This window comes from Lapidilactobacillus mulanensis (assembly GCF_003946215.1).
Lineage (GTDB): Bacteria > Bacillota > Bacilli > Lactobacillales > Lactobacillaceae > Lapidilactobacillus > Lapidilactobacillus mulanensis.
In genome coordinates, this window is record NZ_RHOW01000017.1 from 1 (window position 1) to 17,751 (window position 17,751).

General features: G+C 43.2%; 14 protein-coding genes. 9 read left to right on the forward strand and 5 right to left on the reverse strand.

Annotated elements, in window-relative coordinates:
* Window positions 1-53 precede the first annotated feature (53 nt).
* A complete protein-coding gene (locus tag EKM67_RS05720; protein ID WP_164506583.1) occupies window positions 54-1,634 on the reverse strand; it encodes a LysM peptidoglycan-binding domain-containing protein in 1,581 nt (526 codons plus the stop codon).
* 436 nt (window positions 1,635-2,070) lie between these two features.
* On the opposite strand from EKM67_RS05720, the gene EKM67_RS05725 reads away from it, so the two are divergent.
* On the forward strand, window positions 2,071-2,841 hold the full coding sequence (locus tag EKM67_RS05725) for an ABC transporter ATP-binding protein (protein ID WP_125578115.1): 771 nt from the start codon (window positions 2,071-2,073) through the stop codon (window positions 2,839-2,841).
* Window positions 2,834-4,456, forward strand: a complete 1,623-nt coding sequence (locus EKM67_RS05730) for an ABC transporter permease (protein WP_125578072.1) — start codon at window positions 2,834-2,836, stop codon at window positions 4,454-4,456. Before EKM67_RS05725 ends, EKM67_RS05730 begins: the two co-directional genes overlap by 8 nt.
* A gap of 68 nt (window positions 4,457-4,524) precedes the next feature.
* On the opposite strand, the gene EKM67_RS05735 is transcribed toward EKM67_RS05730, so the two are convergent.
* A complete protein-coding gene (locus EKM67_RS05735) occupies window positions 4,525-5,490 on the reverse strand; it encodes an AEC family transporter (RefSeq protein WP_125578073.1) in 966 nt (321 codons plus the stop codon).
* Window positions 5,491-5,613: 123 nt separating this feature from the next.
* Window positions 5,614-7,254 (reverse strand): malolactic enzyme, encoded by a 1,641-nt coding sequence (locus tag EKM67_RS05740; protein ID WP_125578074.1) that lies wholly within the window; start codon window positions 7,252-7,254, stop codon window positions 5,614-5,616.
* Between the two features lie 699 nt (window positions 7,255-7,953).
* Here EKM67_RS05740 and EKM67_RS05745 point away from each other — a divergent pair.
* The 6 genes from EKM67_RS05745 (at window position 7,954) to EKM67_RS05770 (ending at window position 14,543) form a co-directional block, all read left to right on the forward strand.
* The gene (locus tag EKM67_RS05745) at window positions 7,954-8,148 is read left to right on the forward strand and encodes a hypothetical protein (protein WP_125578075.1); all 195 of its coding nucleotides are present in this window, start codon (window positions 7,954-7,956) and stop codon (window positions 8,146-8,148) included.
* A 21-nt stretch (window positions 8,149-8,169) separates the two neighbouring features.
* A complete protein-coding gene (locus EKM67_RS05750; RefSeq protein ID WP_125578076.1) occupies window positions 8,170-9,042 on the forward strand; it encodes a LysR family transcriptional regulator in 873 nt (290 codons plus the stop codon).
* Window positions 9,043-9,045: 3 nt separating this feature from the next.
* Window positions 9,046-10,158 carry a VanZ family protein gene (locus EKM67_RS05755; protein ID WP_125578077.1) on the forward strand — a complete coding sequence of 371 codons (1,113 nt, stop codon included), beginning with the start codon at window positions 9,046-9,048 and terminating at the stop codon, window positions 10,156-10,158.
* Window positions 10,159-10,341: 183 nt separating this feature from the next.
* Window positions 10,342-12,270, forward strand: a complete 1,929-nt coding sequence (locus tag EKM67_RS05760; protein ID WP_125578078.1) for an AAA family ATPase — start codon at window positions 10,342-10,344, stop codon at window positions 12,268-12,270.
* A gap of 77 nt (window positions 12,271-12,347) precedes the next feature.
* Window positions 12,348-12,824, forward strand: a complete 477-nt coding sequence (locus EKM67_RS05765; protein WP_125578079.1) for a hypothetical protein — start codon at window positions 12,348-12,350, stop codon at window positions 12,822-12,824.
* 183 nt (window positions 12,825-13,007) lie between these two features.
* On the forward strand, window positions 13,008-14,543 hold the full coding sequence (locus EKM67_RS05770; RefSeq protein WP_125578080.1) for a multicopper oxidase family protein: 1,536 nt from the start codon (window positions 13,008-13,010) through the stop codon (window positions 14,541-14,543).
* 564 nt (window positions 14,544-15,107) lie between these two features.
* On the opposite strand, the gene EKM67_RS05775 is transcribed toward EKM67_RS05770, so the two are convergent.
* Both EKM67_RS05775 and EKM67_RS05780 read right to left on the reverse strand, forming a co-directional pair.
* The gene (locus EKM67_RS05775; protein ID WP_125578081.1) at window positions 15,108-16,307 is read right to left on the reverse strand and encodes an acetate/propionate family kinase; all 1,200 of its coding nucleotides are present in this window, start codon (window positions 16,305-16,307) and stop codon (window positions 15,108-15,110) included.
* Window positions 16,308-16,572: 265 nt separating this feature from the next.
* Window positions 16,573-16,866 carry a DUF1905 domain-containing protein gene (locus tag EKM67_RS05780; RefSeq protein ID WP_125578082.1) on the reverse strand — a complete coding sequence of 98 codons (294 nt, stop codon included), beginning with the start codon at window positions 16,864-16,866 and terminating at the stop codon, window positions 16,573-16,575.
* Between the two features lie 194 nt (window positions 16,867-17,060).
* Between EKM67_RS05780 and EKM67_RS05785 the strand changes: the two genes are divergently transcribed.
* On the forward strand, window positions 17,061-17,702 hold the full coding sequence (locus EKM67_RS05785; protein ID WP_125578083.1) for a hypothetical protein: 642 nt from the start codon (window positions 17,061-17,063) through the stop codon (window positions 17,700-17,702).
* The last annotated feature ends 49 nt before the right edge of the window (window positions 17,703-17,751 follow it).

Sequence of the window (17,751 nt, forward strand, 5' to 3'; positions counted from 1 at the left end):
AAAAGGAAGAATTAGTCGCTTAAATTATACATAAACGTGTCCGGATTCTTGACTCAGATCCATTTAATACTGGTTTCGATCTGATGATAAGTTTCAGTTGTTGTATAAGTTGTTGTGGTATCACCGTTCTCTGCAGTAACGACGGATTTGACTGGGGTAGAGGTGTTGATCAACTTGTATCCGTCTGTTGATGTTAAAGTCGCGCCAGCTTCATCTTGTTTCACGACTACATTTATATCTGTGTTAACTGGGACATGCGTATCAACATGTTTCTTATAAATAATTGTCGTCGTATAAGTTGTTGTCATGTTGCCATTCGCATCAGTCACTGATTTCCCAGCATCTGTTGAACGTGAAACCTCATCATATCCATCAGTCGAAGATAAAACGTTGCCGGCTTCATCAGTGGCAACAGTAACTTTCTCGCTAGAATTTGTGCGCTGATTATAAATTGTTGTCGTTGTATAAGTTGTTACTGTGTCACCATTCTCCGCAGTAACTACTGTCTTGTAGGGCTTTGAGACTAGGGCAACATAATAGCGACCAGAAGCTAATTGTTCTGCGGTCAAGACGTTACCAGCGCCATCGACCTTAACTGTCACATACTTGTTAGTGTTGACTGGAACGTGAACCGGATTCGTTGGATCTACCGGTGTCGTATCATCGTGTAACTTATAAACAACAGTTGTCGTGACGGTGATCGTCATATTTCCGTGAATGTCAGTAACAGAATTACCCTTATCACTCGAACGAGAAACTTCATCATAACCATCAGTTGTTGATAAAACTTTACCCGATTCATCGACGTTAATGGTGGCTTGCTTCGTTGTTGTCGTGATCTTATTATAAATAGTCGTTGTCGTATAAGTTGTGACCGTATCCCCGTTAGCAGAAGTGCCCACGGTCTTATGTGGAACCGAAGTTGATGAAACATAATATCTGCCAGACGCCACTTGTGCAGCAGTTAAAACATTACCGACACCGTCGATATTAGTCGAGACGTATCTGTCAACGTTTACAGGTATATGACTTGATGTTGACGGAGCCCCAGTTTTAGTACCCGCATTGGCGGTATTAGTGCTTGATTGTTTAGGAGTACTTATACTACTAGTTGTGTTCGTAGTTGGTTTAATTGCTATTTTATCTGTAGAGGTGCCAGTTGAAGAATCTGGTGATGCGACAGAAGTTGTGTCTTCACTAGGTTGTAGAATTAATTGGGTGCCCGCATAAATTAAATCAACGTTAGTAATATGATTTATTTTTGCCAATTGCTTAACACTCGTATTAAAGCCCGAATTATTGAGTGCTTCCGCAATTGTGGATAAAGTATCTCCCCACTTGACGTCATAAACTTTCTTCTCTGATTCATCATATTGCTTTTTTATTTCTTGAATCGGTCTCACTGACCATGCTGGTGGTGAACTGATATCAGTGGTCGTAGAAACAGCTCCTGCCGTATCAGGCGCTGACGCACTGACAATTCGATTAGAACTTAACCCAATGCCACCAGCTATAAAGGCAACAGTCAACCCGACTGTTAGCCACCCTTTACGACTGCTATGTACAAGTTTAACGTGTTGTTTGTGCGTTTCTGTTGCTTGCTGTAATCGTCTCTGCTCTCTAGTCATATTCATTTCCATTTCTCCTCAAAAATTTCTAGTCAACCCAGTGCTTAATCGTGAGTGCAATCGTAAATTTATAATTACGCTCACAATCAATATTATCCATACATCTTTGAAATTACTTTTGTGGATAATACGTTACTGCCGTATATACTACAACTTGACTGCGATATATAATGTCGTTTGAAATATATTTGTGAAGAAATGTTATTATTTTCTATTTAGTAGATAACCCGACTTTACTTAAGTTGAAATTCACCAAAACTCCAGAGGATTTCTGGCGCGCCCCATTTTATAGGCCGATGTTTCTGTCAAAAACTTTTATCTAAACGTAATCCATTATCTATAGAATAAGAAAAGTCATTAACTTTTAAGTAATCGCTTTATTCCCTGCTAATATCTGCTAGAATATGAATCAGCAGACACAATCGAATCGGAGGGCAAGATGATGATTGAATTAACGCACGTGAATAAAACTTACGGGGAAACTGTTGCACTAAAAGATTTGTCGCTGGAAATTAAATCCGGCGAGATATTCGGGCTATTGGGGCACAACGGCGCTGGTAAATCGACTACGATCAAAAGTTTAGTCAGTATTATTGAGCCTACTTCTGGAACAATCACTTTTGATGGCAAGGACTTGAAAGAAAATCGGCTCGCCATCAAGCAACGTATTGGTTACGTGCCAGATACACCGGATATCTTTTTACAACTGACTGCTGCGGAATATTGGGATCTGATCGCCGCGGCTTATCAGCTACCCGATGCGCAAGTTCAACGGCGAATTGACGAATTGACGCAACTGTTCGAAATTGCCGGCAAAGAGAATGAAACAATCGAGAATTTTTCGCACGGGATGCGTCAGAAGACCATCTTGATTGGGGCCTTATTGCCCGATCCTGACGTTTGGATCTTGGATGAGCCAATGCAAGGGCTTGACCCGCAGGCGGCCTATAACCTCAAGCAATTGATGAAATCGCACGCTCAACGAGGTAAGACGGTTATTTTTTCCACTCATGTATTGGATACGGCGCAACAATTGTGCGATGACTTAGCTATTTTGCGGCAAGGTGAGCTCATTTATAACGGCTCGGTCGATGATTTGTTGGCGACAGAACCCGACCAAAGTTTAGAGACTATTTACCTGCACCTCACTGGCCAAAAAGATAACGCCGCACTCTTGAACAACGTGCAAACAGATGGTGAGTCGCATGAATAAAAGCCAGCTCAAACAATTGATCAAGATTAATCTACTCTACCTTAATCCGCAACAAACCCAACAGTATCGCAAAAAAGGCAAGACTGGTTCGGCGATTACGGCGGCGATTTTGCGTCAATATTTAATGTTGACGATTCTGTTTCTGGTTCTTTATAGTGGCCAATTGTTCCCAGTCAATTTTCTCAAGTTTCCCGGACTCTTCACCTATTATTTAGGGCTATTTGCCATCATGGAGATCACCCAGATCATCACGTCCGTTTACAGCGTTTTTTATAATAGCCAAGACTTCGAAGCCTATGCGCCACTGCCGTTCAGTCGCAATGCCATCTTTTTCTCAAAGCTGATCGTCGTGGGCCTGTCGGTGACGCCGTTCTTGATTCCACAAGTCGCGCTGTTTATCCTAACCGGAATTCGCGCCACATATGGGGTTGTGCTTGGGGCGATTTGGGGAGTTTTGCTGATCTTGGTTGTCTTACTTCTCGTTTTTTGTATCGGCGCCTTACTTGTATTCGGCATTAGCAAAATTAGTTATTTACAACAACATCGTAAATTATTAACTTCGATTTTGGTCTTCTTGCCAGTGATGCTCATGTTCTTCAGTATCTTCATCATCAACTTCACCACCAATTCGAGCTCGGCAACCAGCGTAGACGTGAAACCATTTGCACTTTTACTACCCTTCTATCAATTACTGAAAGCACCCACTCAAGTGAGCCAATTATTATTCTTCGTCGCGATTCTTTTGGTGATTGCGGTCACACTCTGGTTGATGATCAAGTTTCTGTTGCCAACTTTTTACGCCACCAAGTCTGTTTCTGTTAGCAAGAAAAAAACGCGTCACCATCGATATGGTGCGCGCAATTTACGGCGGCAACTTTGGCATTATAACTTTGGCTTGATCAAGGATCCCAACTTACTGATGCAAGTTTTTGCAAATAATCTGATGCCGATCATGATGATCATGATCGTTTTAATGGGCGGTGGTCGTCTGTCACTGGCGAAAGTTTCCGCCAATTATTGGGGCGCCTTCATCCTCGCCGGCATCTTTTTCGCGGTCTTCTCCATCAATCAAGCCTCGATCGTCGCCAACGTTATTTCGTTAGACCGCCAGAATTTCAGTTTCATCAACACCTTGCCTATTGAAATGAACACCTATCTGCGGCATAAATTTAATTTTGCTGCTTTCTGCCAGATCCTGATTATGACTGTGATCCTCGTGATCGCCAGTCTATTTCTGAAAATTCCGATATTGTTTGCGCTCATTTTACTTGCCAGCAATATTATCGCTGGCATTCTTGTGAGCGAGATTTATTTCACACGTGATCTGCGCCGTTTGAATTCGGAGTGGACCAACGTGAATCAATTATTTACCCGCGGTGGTGGCAATTTCATGGTGATGATCACCTTATTTCTGACGATCATCGCTGCCGTGGCCGTGATCGGTATTTATTTCGCGCTGCTGATGATCCCGCTGATTTCGCCAGTAATTATTAATTTAGTCATCCTCCTGATTGCAATTATCGTTGGCGGTTCAGTTGGCTGGCATTACCATAACAAATTCTGGCAACAATTAGATCACGTTGATATTAAGACGTTTATTAAAACTCAAGAATAGTTAAGTCCACAAAAATAACCGCTAGCAGGAAGATAATTCGACCTGCTAGTGGTTATTTATTTCAACAATTAAATAAATTGAATGACTTGCATCAAAATTGGCATTACGATCACAAACAAGATCGTACTCGTGGTTACCACGTTAGTCGCGTACTCAACGTCACCGTGCGCTTGGCCAACTAGAATTGGTAAGACGGCTAAACCTGGTGCGGCTGATTGAATGATCAACGTATTTTGTTCGAGTGAAGGAACAACTTGTCCCATTCCTTTGAACACTGTCAAAACAACGATCATGATAATTGGGGCAATGATGAAACGGCCAGCCAATGCGCCGATCGTATCTTTATCGAAGTGGATTGATTTCAATCCGGCATCGGCTAAAACAATCCCAATATAGATCAATGACATTGGTGTGACGATATTGCCGACCATTGTGAAGGTGTCCTTGAAGAACGTCGGGAATGGTAAGCCTAACAATAACCAAACTAACGCAACCAAGAAACCGAGTAATGGTGCTGGTAATAATTTTTTCCAATTGAATTTTTCTTTAGACTTTTCTTTTTTACCCGTTGGATCATCGCCGGAGATGAAGAAGACGCCGACAGCCCACGTTGAAACAGTATTCATGACGTAGTAAATCAGGAAGTAAGGCATGCTGACCTTGCCGAACAAAGCCATGTTCAGAGGCAAACCGATAAAGATTGTATTGGCGTTCACAAACATATTTACGAAGGCTCCCTTTCTACCGGGACGAACTCGTAAAACTTTCACCATAATAATGGCGACGATATAGCCAAGCAAGAAACTGGCCAGTGTATAAGCCAATCCGCTCGATAAACCGATCAACGTTTTACGCGTCAAGTTACCTAATACCGACACGAAGATCGAAGCCGGCAACGCAATGTTCATGATCAAAAACGAAATACTACTCTTAAATTTCTCGTCCAACTTGCCCGAAGAACGTAGCCAAAACCCTAAAGCAATGACAACAACGATTTCACCAACGCTGGATAATGAAGTTAGAAACGCACTCATCTGTATAACCCCCGTATTTTAAGTTGTTCGAACCGAAGATATGACTGCGTTAACTTTTTCATCGCAGACAATCGGTGAGAACATTTTTACTATTGTTGCTTGATTCCGCAAAACAGAACCCTTTTAATCTAATGATCGATATTCTGGTACCCATTTTTCATTGGCAACTGCTGCTTTCGCATCCGCAATTGGTTCGCGGTTCAAGCCTTGCGCAACGACGTCTTCCGCAACTGCTTGCGCAACCGTTTGCGAAAAAGCATCGAGTTTAGAAACGGGTGGTAAAATTGCCGCACCAGCCTGGGCTGGATCGACGATACCACCTAATGAATGAGCGGCCTTGCTAATTGTTTGGTCGTTCAAAACTTTAGCGGTTGATGCGATCGCGCCTAAACCTAAACCGGGATAAACTAACGCATTGTTAGCCTGACCGATTTCGTACGTAACGCCGTTATATTCCACTGGATCGGTAGGAATTCCGGTTGCAACTAACGCGCGGCCTTCAGTCCATTCGATCAAATCAGCGGCTTTAGCTTCAGCAAGCTTGGTTGGATTAGACAACGGTAAGATAATTGGGCGTTCAGTGTGAGCGGCCATTTCTTTAATAATTTCTTCTGTGAAGGTTCCTGGTTGTGTAGACGTCCCGACTAAAATTGTGGGATGGATAGCCTTAACAGCTGCGGCTAAACTAGTCAGCTCATCTGCATTGGCAAATTCAGAACGTGAACGTGCAAATGGCTTCTGTTCTGGTGTCAAATCAGGCATATCATCAAACAATAAGCCTTGCTTGTCGACCATGTAGAAATGTTTGCGTGCTTCTTCTGGATCGACGCCAGCCTGGATCATTTCTTGCCAGATCCGCGACGTAATCCCAGCACCGGCAGTACCAGCACCGAAGCTCAGATAAACTTGGTCTTTGATCGACTGCTTAGAAATATTTAACGCACCTAGAATCGAAGCTAGAACAATGATCCCAGTGCCTTGAATATCGTCGTTGAAAACAACATTCTTTTGTTGATAGCGGCGTAATAATTCAGCAGCTGTACTACGACCAAAATCTTCGAAGTGCAAGTAGACATTAGGGAACAATTTTTCAGCGGCATTGACAAACTTGTCGACAAATTCGTCGTAGCGTTGGCCGCGGACACGTTCGTGACGATTACCCAAATATAAAGGATCATCTAATAAACTCTGACGATTTGTCCCAGCATCTAAAGAAACGGGCAAAACTTCGCTTGGATCGATTCCTGCGGCAGCCGTGTAAACCATCAGCTTACCAACAGAAATATCGACACCTTGCACGCCCCAATCACCAATGCCAAGAATTCCTTCGCCGTCAGTAACAACGATCAAACGAATCTTGCGACCATCCGCGGCGTTTTTCAAAATTGATTCGACCTGATCTGGTTCATCGATCGACAGAAAAGCGGCGTTTTGTGGCTGAACGAATAACGCACTATAATTTTCAATCGTGTCGGCGATCGTTGGATCATAAACAACTGGCATGAATTCAGCGATGTGTTGGCTGAACAAGTTATAGAATAAGACGCGGTTCTCGTTGAATAATGACATCAAGAAGATGCGTTTTTCGAGTGGGCTAACTTTAGTTTGATATTGGGCATAAGCCTGTTGTGTTTGTTCGGAAACAGTTTGGATATGGCTGGGAATTAAGCCGGCTAAGCCTAAGCTTGCGCGTTCCTCAGCAGTGAATGCAGTCCCTTTGTTTAAAAATGGGTTATTGATAATGCTTTGAGCAGATAATTTCATATGAAAAACCTCCCGTATTTAATTTACTTACGCATTGTAAAACGTGGTTTAAAATATAGTCAAAAGATGGTAGGATGATAAATATAATTTATAACGAGATTGTGCTGAGACCATCTTCAATCTTCGATTGGGTTGATTTTGTGCGGTTCCGGCTAAATTTGTGGTGGGAACTGGGAAACTGCTGTGGGGACGGCTGCAGGATTTCCAAAGTACGGAAATTCTTCCGCCTGAAATCTGAGCTCTTCCAAGAACGGGAAGATCTCAGATTTCCCCATTTTGTAAATTCGCCAAAACCGCTCATTAACAAAATTGCCACTGCAGTCCCAGTTCCCACCACAAATTTTGCCTCGTCTATTCGGACGAGCTCGATATATTCAACGTCAAATATTTAATTTACTTTTCTATTCCCATCAATATTTTTTTAACGCGCAAAACTAAAATCGGTAATTTAAGTACACGACCAATTTAAAAATAAGCGCAATCTGTTGTCTAAAACGCCTTGTTGTCGGTTCTTGAACTAATCTGCACCTATTTTAAAATTTGTCGTGTCCTAATATGCTCAGATTTGAAATTCATCACAATTTTTATTTTGTTATTCCTAGTAAAGGCTACCTTGAAAATCAACTTCCAGGAACCCTGTTATTCATTTCCTACACTAAACAAATTAAGTTTAGGTCGAAAGTGCTGGGGCAGGCAGTCGTGGCAGTGACAACCATGTTGGTGGGCCGTTTTTGCCCGCCTTACATGGTGGATCGATTCGAGATTTTGCCGGTTTTGCAAAAGCTCAAATCGAAGCTTGAAGACTTCCATGAACCTCGGAAGGCTTCAAGCGATCCCACAGCCACAGACCTGCCTGACCCAGCACTTTCGACCGAAGGTAGATCTATTATTTAAATCAAAAAAGGAAGGTACCCCATGAAACTCCAAGACTTATTCTACTTCGATAAATTAGTCGAGCTCAAAAGCTATAGCGGCGTTGCAAAACACTTTGACGTCAGCCAACCCACCATTTCTTACGCCATCAAACGCCTAGAAGAAGAATTCGACGTTGCGCTCGTCAATCGCGACGTTTATCAACAGATCAGCATCACACCCGCCGGTCAACAGTTTGATCGGCATATCAAAATTGTGATCAACGAACTCAATATCGCCCAAATGGATTTGGCAGCCAGCCAAGAAAAAGTAATTAATTTCGGTTTGCCGCCGATCATCGCCAATTATTTTTTCCTTCAGTTCGTCGATCAACTCGTCAAAGCTGATCTATTGAATAATTTGAAGACAACTGAAGGTGGATCGAAGGCTCTATTGCCCGAGCTGGAAAATGGCCACCTAGATATGGCGTTGCTAGGATCACTCGCCCCATTACAATCAGAAAAGTTACAAGCAACCATCTTAGCGCGACACCATTTCAAAATCATCACCGCCGAAAATTCACCCCTCGCCACCAAGAAAACGGCCAATTTTCGCGACTTAAAAAACGAGCCGTTCATCATTTTGACCGATGGTTTCATCCATCGCCAGATTTTCGATCTACTTAGCGCGGCCAATCAGGTTTTTCCACTGATCATTTATCAAGCAACCGATGTAGAGTTGCTGAAACGGCTTGTCGGTCAGGGTATGGGCGTCGGTATTTTAACAGAGACCGCCATTTTGCCCACGGATCATTTACACGTAATCGATTTAATCGATGACAATTTGCCGGATTTTATTATTTCGTTGGTTTACCGCAATTCGACTTTACTCACACCACACCAGCAACAATTGATTTCAATTCTGAGGGGGAATTAACTCATGAGTATTTATCTTTATGACGTGCGCATGGCCGTGACTATTTTTCCATTCGTGGCGATCCTGATCACCCTGCCCATTCTCACTTGGCATTATCATAAATACGGCGCGATCACCAATTGGACGATCGTGATGCTGTATAGTTTCGTGTTATATCTGATGTGTGCGTATTTCCTGATCATGTTGCCGCTGCCGACGCGTGCCTCCGTGGCCAAATTGACGACGATCAAATATAATCTCGTCCCCTTAACTTTCGTCGGCGAATTTCTGAAGTATAATCCACTACGGCTGAGCGATACCAGTACTTGGATCCCTGCACTCAAAAACGCATCGTTCATTCAGCCGGTCTTTAATATTTTCCTGACTGTACCACTGGGTATGTATTTGCATTACTATTTCCATCGTAATTGGAAACAAACTTTAGCCTTTAGTTTCTGCCTTTCATTATTCTTCGAGCTCACCCAGCTCTCCGGATTGTACGGCATTTATCCGCGACCTTATCGTTTATTTGATGTCGACGATCTGCTTCTGAATTCGTTGGGTGGCTTGCTTGGCGCCGGCATTGCCACCTTGATCAGTCCACTTTTACCGAGCAAAGAAAGAATCAATGCGTCGATCAAAGAAAACACTCAGCGAATCTCTATTTTTCGGCACGCCGCCGCGTTCTTCTTGGATTGGGGCGCGATCTTGATCTTAACGATCATCAGCACGGTCCTGCTCGATCAGCGCGGGTTGCCACTTGTCTGGATGATATTTACCTGGGTCATCATCTGGCTGATCATTCCAGAACTAATTTGGCAACGCACCCTCGGTATGAAAATTATCCATCTCAAAATCACCGATCATAACGCCGATACGCTGAAACGCCGGCGGATTTTATGGCGCAATTTTCTCGGATACGGTTGGTTATTTGGATTGCTTTTCTTAATGACGATTATTGATGACCTACTGACGAATAGTGTGCATAAGCAACTGGCCACGCTGATTTTTCTCGGTTTAGCGTTAGTGTTTCTCACCATTTGGGCAGTGGATCTGCTCATCTACTTATTCCGGCCACAGCACGAACTTTTTTTCGAAAAATGGAGTCGCACCGAATTAAGCTCGACGATTCATTAGGCAGCCGTAATTGTCGTTCGCAATCAAGACACAATTTTCCAAGCGAGATGACTGTTTGCAACCTTGATCAGGCTAACTTTTGATCAGGCTTTCTACTCTAATAAGCATTGTCTAAACTGCTTGGGTGCAGTAAACTGGGAGTAATCACAAAGAAATATCGATTAGAAACACGGGGGATATGGGATGAGTATTTACTTAGTTGGACCAGATAATAAATCACTTTTTCATCAGAGAAGCACTTGGGATTTCGACCAAGCATTAGCGGCCGCTGAAGACGGCGACACGATTGAATTGCAAGAAGGATTTAACCCTTCAGAGTTTCAAGAAGGTAAAAGTGTATCGATCACGAAAAGTATCACCATTCAGGGTACTGTCAAAGAAACCGATGAGGGACCGACTTTCACGAATACGATCGATGGCGTTTATATTGCTAATGGCGCGACCGTCACTTTAAAAGAGTTGGTTCTTTATAAGTGGGCGGATCAAAGTAACAATGTTCGCGTCACAGAGGGTGCGACGCTGATTTTGGATGATGTTTCCATTGCCTCTGGCGCTACAGAAGGTAAGAATTATCCGGCCGTTTATATTGACGATCATTCGACGGTGCAATTTAACCAGGTCGTCGTTCATCCCGGTGAGATTCACGATGCCAACTGGCGCGTTTATGTAGCCGATTCAAAAATCGAATTGAACGACTGTGACATCAATGCAAAAGTAGAACTCGTTAATGCGACCCTGGTTTGTGAAGATACCACCATCACCTACTCAGAAGCAAATGCCGTGAATCTTTCTAAAAAGTCGGTGGCAACGATCAAGTCATCGACCATTGACGGTGGCAATGCAAAATTGAGCTTACCCTGTTTGCGGCTGGATGACTCGAGTCTGACCGCCGACAACATCAAGGTCATCGAACCCAATTACACAGCCGCTTTATATAGTGTCGATTCAAAGATCGTCCTAAATAACGGCGAGTTTGATTCTGCCTATTTTAATCACAGTGACGTGCAAATCAACTACACCAAATTTATCGAAAGTCTCATCGTTCAGAAACATTCAACCGTTAAATCCGAAAATAATATTTTTATCAACGGTCGCGCAAACGGCAAAATTAATTTGTGGGCAGCCGAAAATTCGTCGATCGAAGCCAAGGGTCTTTATTTCGGTCGTGCGACTACTCCGAATATCAAACTCGAACGAAATGTTAAATTCAAGGTGCCCTCACTGAAGTTTCTCGAGTACGATCAAGAAACAGAAACCTTCACTGCCAACGAGCAAGGTGAATTTCCATTCGTCAAAGATGCCAGTCAGATCGACTATTACGGCGACAAGACCGCTTGGGAAAAGCTCAATGAGTTGGTCGGCATCAAGAGCGTGAAAGATGAGATCACGGAATTTATCGCCGTGACCGAAGTTAATAAGAAACGTGCAGATCAAGGTTTTAAAAGTAGTGCAATCACCCTGCATTCACTTTTCTTAGGCAATCCCGGAACTGGGAAAACAACGGTTGCTCGAATTGTCGGTGAATTATTATACGAAAAGGGAATTATTGCTAAAAATATCTTTATTGAAGCCTCACGTTCTACCTTGGTCGGTCAATATGTTGGTCATACGGCACAAAAAACCAAAGAAGTTCTTGAATCAGCTTTAGGCGGGGTTTTATTTATCGACGAAGCCTATACACTAGCTAGTGAAACGGCTAATGATTTCGGTCACGAGGCCATCGATGAGATCCTGAAGTTTATGGAAGATCATCGTAGCGACATTGTCATTATTTTTGCCGGTTATACAGATAGCATGGAGAAATTCTTGGCAATGAATGAAGGATTGCGTAGTCGGATTCCAAACCGTTTCACCTTCGAGGATTATTCAGAAGATGAGCTGGTGCAGATGGGTCTCATTCAACTTCATGCTCAAGGTCTCAAGATCGATAAAGATGCCTATACTGATCTGATCCATCATAATTTCTCACTGTCAGATGATCACAGTAACGGCCGTTGGGTTCGTAACCTAAACGAGAAACTCATTCGCAAGCAGGCCGTTCGTCTCTCTGGGAAAGATGATGTGGATCTCACAACACTCACGCAAGAAGATATTCAGGCTGCTTATCTTTAAAACTTTTTTTCGTCAGCCCCACTTATTGATCGTCATTCAAAATTTAAATTGTATCTAACTCAGAAAGAGGCGTTATAATGCCCAGCAATAATCAACAGTATGTTCAACCACCAAAGCAAAACAAAGTTAAGTCAGCCACGACTCAATTGCGGGGTGCCTACCAATATCTCCAGCCCAGCTATTGGAAACGCAAGATATGGCATCTCCTCTTCGTATTCCCGATCGTTCTTATGATCGATGAAGTTATTGTTGGCGGTCTCTTTTCTACCTCGCCATTATTACCCGTAGCTGTTATCGTAGCCCTAGCCTTAGCCGTGGTCAGTGCTTACTTCTATCCATTTTCACTTTATTGGTATAAAGGCAGTTTCATTGGCAGAGTCCTGAACGGCATGTTTTACTTCGGCGGCTTCTGGGCAGTCATTGGTAAAATCATCGCAACGATCGTTGGTGGCTGTTTGATTGCCGGTGTCCTTGCCCCAATCGCCGGTCCACTAACCTTAAAAAAAGCACGGAAGAATAATTGGGTGCTCGGTGAAGATAAAGACTTCGACTAAAATAAATTGCTCCAGAAAACCGGTTTGCGCATCGTGCGACGGATTTTCTGGAGTATTTTTTTGCAGACGTGCGCTAAGTCGCTTTCATTCTGCTATTTCAATCACTAGCGTTATAATATAAATGACTTGGCAGTTTTTTCTGCTAAAAATAATATTCAGCAACATTTATGGGAGGTTCTTTCAATGACCGAAAAAGTTTATACCGATTATTTCTATGATGAGCCAGCATTTAACACGCACGATGGTGGCTATGTGCCACTTGAACGCATGGACGTTCCCGAGCAGCCTCTAAGCATTCCGCCGCTACTGGAGCCGGATAAATCAACCGATACCGATACTTATTACACTTTGATCGCCCAAGCTGGTGAAACGCAGATTTTGCCAGGCGCCAAGACGAAAACTTGGGGTTATAACACCACGCTTCTTGGCAAGACGATCGTTTTTGAAAAAGGCAAACATATTCACGTCACCTTGAAAAACGAACTGCCTGAATTGACGACTTTTCACTGGCACGGCCTAAATGTGTCGGGTCCGATCGTCGATGGTGGCTGTCACGCCCCCGTTTATCCTGGTGAGACGAAACAGATCGACTTCACGCTTGATCAACCGGCCGCAACCACTTGGCTACATGCGCATCCATGTCCTTCTACTGCCGAACAAGTTTGGCACGGCCTGGCTGGCATCACGATTATTAAAGATAAAGAAGAAGCTAAATTACCTTTGCCACGCAATTACGGTGTCGATGATATTCCGTTAGTCTTGCAAGACCGCCGTTTCCACGAAAACAATCAGTGGGACTATCATGCCGATTACGATCCAGATGGCGTACAAGGTCCAACCGCATTGATCAATGGCACAGTCAATCCTTATTTCGACGTTAAAACACAAAAAGTTCGTCTGCGAATTTTAGACGGTGCCAACCGTCGCGAATGGCGGTTGCATTTCAGTGACGATTTAGTTTTCACCCAGGTCGGTTCTGATGGTGGTATTCTGCCAGCACCCGTTAAATTTACGAAGCTGATGTTAACTTGTGCTGAGCGCGCAGAAATTGTGGTCGACTTCGGTCAATATCATAAAGGCGACGTTGTGACGCTCTATTCTGACGATGTGCCGATCGTAAACTTCCGTATTGGCAACTTCGCCCCAGACGACAGCGTCATCCCCGAACACTTGGCAGCGATTCCGAATCCAGAACCAACACCTGATCTACCCGTTAAAAAAGTAGTCATGTCTGGTATGGATGAAGAAGTCATGATCGACGGGAAAAAATTCAACATGCAACGAATCGATGCACGACAAAATGTCGGCGATGTTGCCATTTGGGAAATCACGAACACCAATAATATGGACGGCGGTATGGTTCATCCGTTCCATATGCATGGCTGCCAATTTTTAGTTTTGTCACGAAACGGCCATGAACCTTATCCTAACGAACATGGATTCAAGGACACAGTCGGCGTTAACCCAGGCGAAATTGTGCGTATTAAAGTCTGGTTCACCTTGCCTGGCGTTTATATGTATCACTGCCACATCATCGAGCACGAAGATGGCGGCATGATGGCCCAAATCGAGGCCGTCGATCCCAAACATCCACAAACTTACGAGTTGATGGACATGGACACGCTGATGAACGCCTTCGCAAAAGAACGCGGCATCGACGTTAAAGACCTCTGGATGGCCGGCATGGATTCCTACGACAAAATGGGAATGGAAATGTAAAAAAACAAGCTGTGAGAGCTGATGGTTGGCTGCGTAAGATAAGTTTCATTCATGACTTAATTTGTTCTTTGAATTCAGTCATGAATGAACTTATCTCTAGCAGACAATCAGCTCGAACGCGATTAGCTACGGAACAACACGGGTTGAAATTGAGGATTAACTTTAAAACACACCAGAATTCGTTCCTTAATTCTGATGTGTTTTTGAGTTAACCGGAAATTTCAGTGTTGTGGAGCGCGATTATGCTGTGAGAGCTGATGGTTGGCTGCGTAAGATAAGTTTCATTCATGACTTAATTCGTTCTTTGAATTCAGTCATGAATGAACTTATCTCTAGCAGACAATCAGCTCGAACGCGATTAACTGCGGAACAACACGGTTGAAATTGAGGATTAACTTTAAAACATACCAGAATTTGCGCCTTAATTCTGATGTGTTTTTGAGTTAACCGGAAATTTCAGTGTTATGTAGCGCTGATGGTTAATATTAATCAGGCCAAACAAAATGACGCTTTCTAATTTTGAGTTATCCTCAAAAATAGAAGGCGTCATTTGTTTACGATCATTTATTTAGAAGTGATCTCGCCATATTCGACAACGTCGCGTGCAATCATCAATTCTTCATTGGTAGGCACGACTAGAACTTTCACTTTAGAATTCGGTGTGCTGATAATTTGTTCGGTGCCACGCGTCGTTTTGTTGACTGCTTCGTCAATTTTAACGCCTAAATAACCTAGCGCTTGGCAGATCCGACTACGAATCAGCGATTCATTTTCACCAATGCCGGCTGTAAAAACTAACACGTCTAATCCGCTCAATTGTGCAACGTAAGAGCCAATATATTGCACAATGCGATCAACGAAAATTTCCACGGTAACTTTAGCCTGTGGATCAGTTCCTTCATGAGCCAACAAATCACGCATGTCTGAGGAAACGCCTGACAATCCCAACAAACCAGACTTCGTATTTAAGATATGAATCATCTGTTCTGTGGACAAATCCATTTTTTCTTCTAAGAAAGCCACTAATGAGGCATCAATATCGCCTGAGCGCGTGCCCATCGTAACCCCGGCTAACGGTGTGAAACCCATGCTGGTGTTAAATGACTTGCCGTCTTTGATCGCGTCAAGTGAAGTCCCGTTGCCTAAATGCGCGACGATCATCTTCAAATCGGTTAATGGTCGTTGTAACAGATCGGCGGTTCGTTGAGAAACATAACGATAACTCGTGCCATGGGCGCCGTATTTACGCGCGCCAAACTTCTTGTAGTATTCATAAGGAATACTGTACAAGTAGTTGACTGCTGGCAAAGTCTGATGGAATGACGTATCAAAGACCGCCACCTCAGGAACGCCGGGCAATGCTGCCATAAAAGCGCGAATGCCCGCAGCTTCGGCCGGATTATGCAGTGGTGCATATTCGGCGAGCGATTCAATTTGGGCAATAACTTTCTCATCGATCAGAGTTGAACGATGAAAGATTTCACCACCGGCAACAACGCGATGACCTACGCCGACAATTTCCGTAAAACCGGTAATAATCTTATTCTCGGTCAATGACGTGAGCAACATTTTGACCGCTTCTTGGTGAGAAGGAATCACGACTTTGCGCTCATCGCTCCGGCCATTAGCCACAACTTTAATTCTGCCGAGCTCCTGACCAATTCGTTCGGCGACACCTTTCGCAATAACTTTTTCAGCTGGCATTTCAAATAACTGCCACTTTAGTGATGAACTTCCAGCGTTGATTGCAAGTATTTTCGACATAACAACAGCTCCTTGAATAGACACTAACGTATAATTAAAAAGTTATCGATTATCTGTCTAGATTTCTTATAGCAATTTATATCATACTGAAAATGATTTCAAAAAGCAACTATGATGTAGCCTGTGGTAACACTATTTTACAATCAAGCGGATACATTTATTTCTGAACAAAATTAACGTTTTTTTCATAGCAGAGATTATAAATCGTAAACAAATCATGCTTGGTTGCCAATTTATTTTCAGGTGCTGATTATCTTTGGTGATTTTATGATTCGCGTTCCGCAATCGTGACCATGACTTGATCGCCGATTTGTTTATTGATTTGCGCGCGTATCGCTCTTTGAATGCCAATGATATAACAAATCGACCCGTCCGAATTTTTGACACCCATATTTACAACGCTGCCGTCATATGGCACGTCGTCAAAAGTGGCGTGCACTTTTACCCGGCCGCGGCCAAACTCGGTTCGAACATCGAATGGAAAAATAACGTACGCGCCCCCTTTGCCAACTTCAGAGGCGATAATTTCAGATTCAAATCGATAAACTTTCTCATTCATGATTGATTTACCTTCTCCCATTTCGTAAATGGTTTTAATTATTGATCGTATCACCGACGCTGAAATTATCGGAGAGCCATAATTGCTAACCTTTGTCTTTTCGCCAATTACAAGTGCTTGACTTTAAACTTTTATCTGATGTTGTGAAGGCATAATCATTTTAGTATAGACTTATCCCAAAGAGGTTGACGACGATGAAATTGAAAGACAATCAAATTATCGCGATACTTGGACAAATTATGATCATTGGCGTTGTTTCCTACCTCGTCATCGGTATCTTCATGACTGGATTGGGCGCGGTGCGTATTCACACCGTTCTGGTCAACGACAGAACCTACCAGAATATTTTGCTGGGTAACGTTGTCAATAATCATGTTGTAAAAACAACCTCACTGGGCTGGTTCGGCAGCTATTTCATCAATTTCATCGATGCGACCATCACCGCACCCGTGACATCCGCCATGAAGCTTAATTTGATTGTTGTGTCTATTTTCAAATCGCTGAAATGGTTGGTCGCGGCTGCTTTGATCAGTCGAATTCTGGTCAGCATTTACCACGGCCAATCTTTTACAGAAAAGAATGCCCATCGTTTATTTGCTGCAGGCATCACCGGAATCGCGCTCAGTCTCTTTAACTTTGCTTTGTTGCCGGGACTAATAACTTCGCTGGCAAATGATCCGATGAACGCCGGCGACAGCGTGCTGTATGTTGATAGCATTATGTTGAATCGCGTCTTCGATCTTAATTCCGACCTGATTATTTGGATCTTATTAATTGTTTTGAGCTATTTAGTTCGCGATCACATTAAAAAAGCGGATAAAAAACAGATTGCCTGAATTTAAACTGTTGTTAGGACCAAAAAAATCACCCCTTGAAAAGAATTTC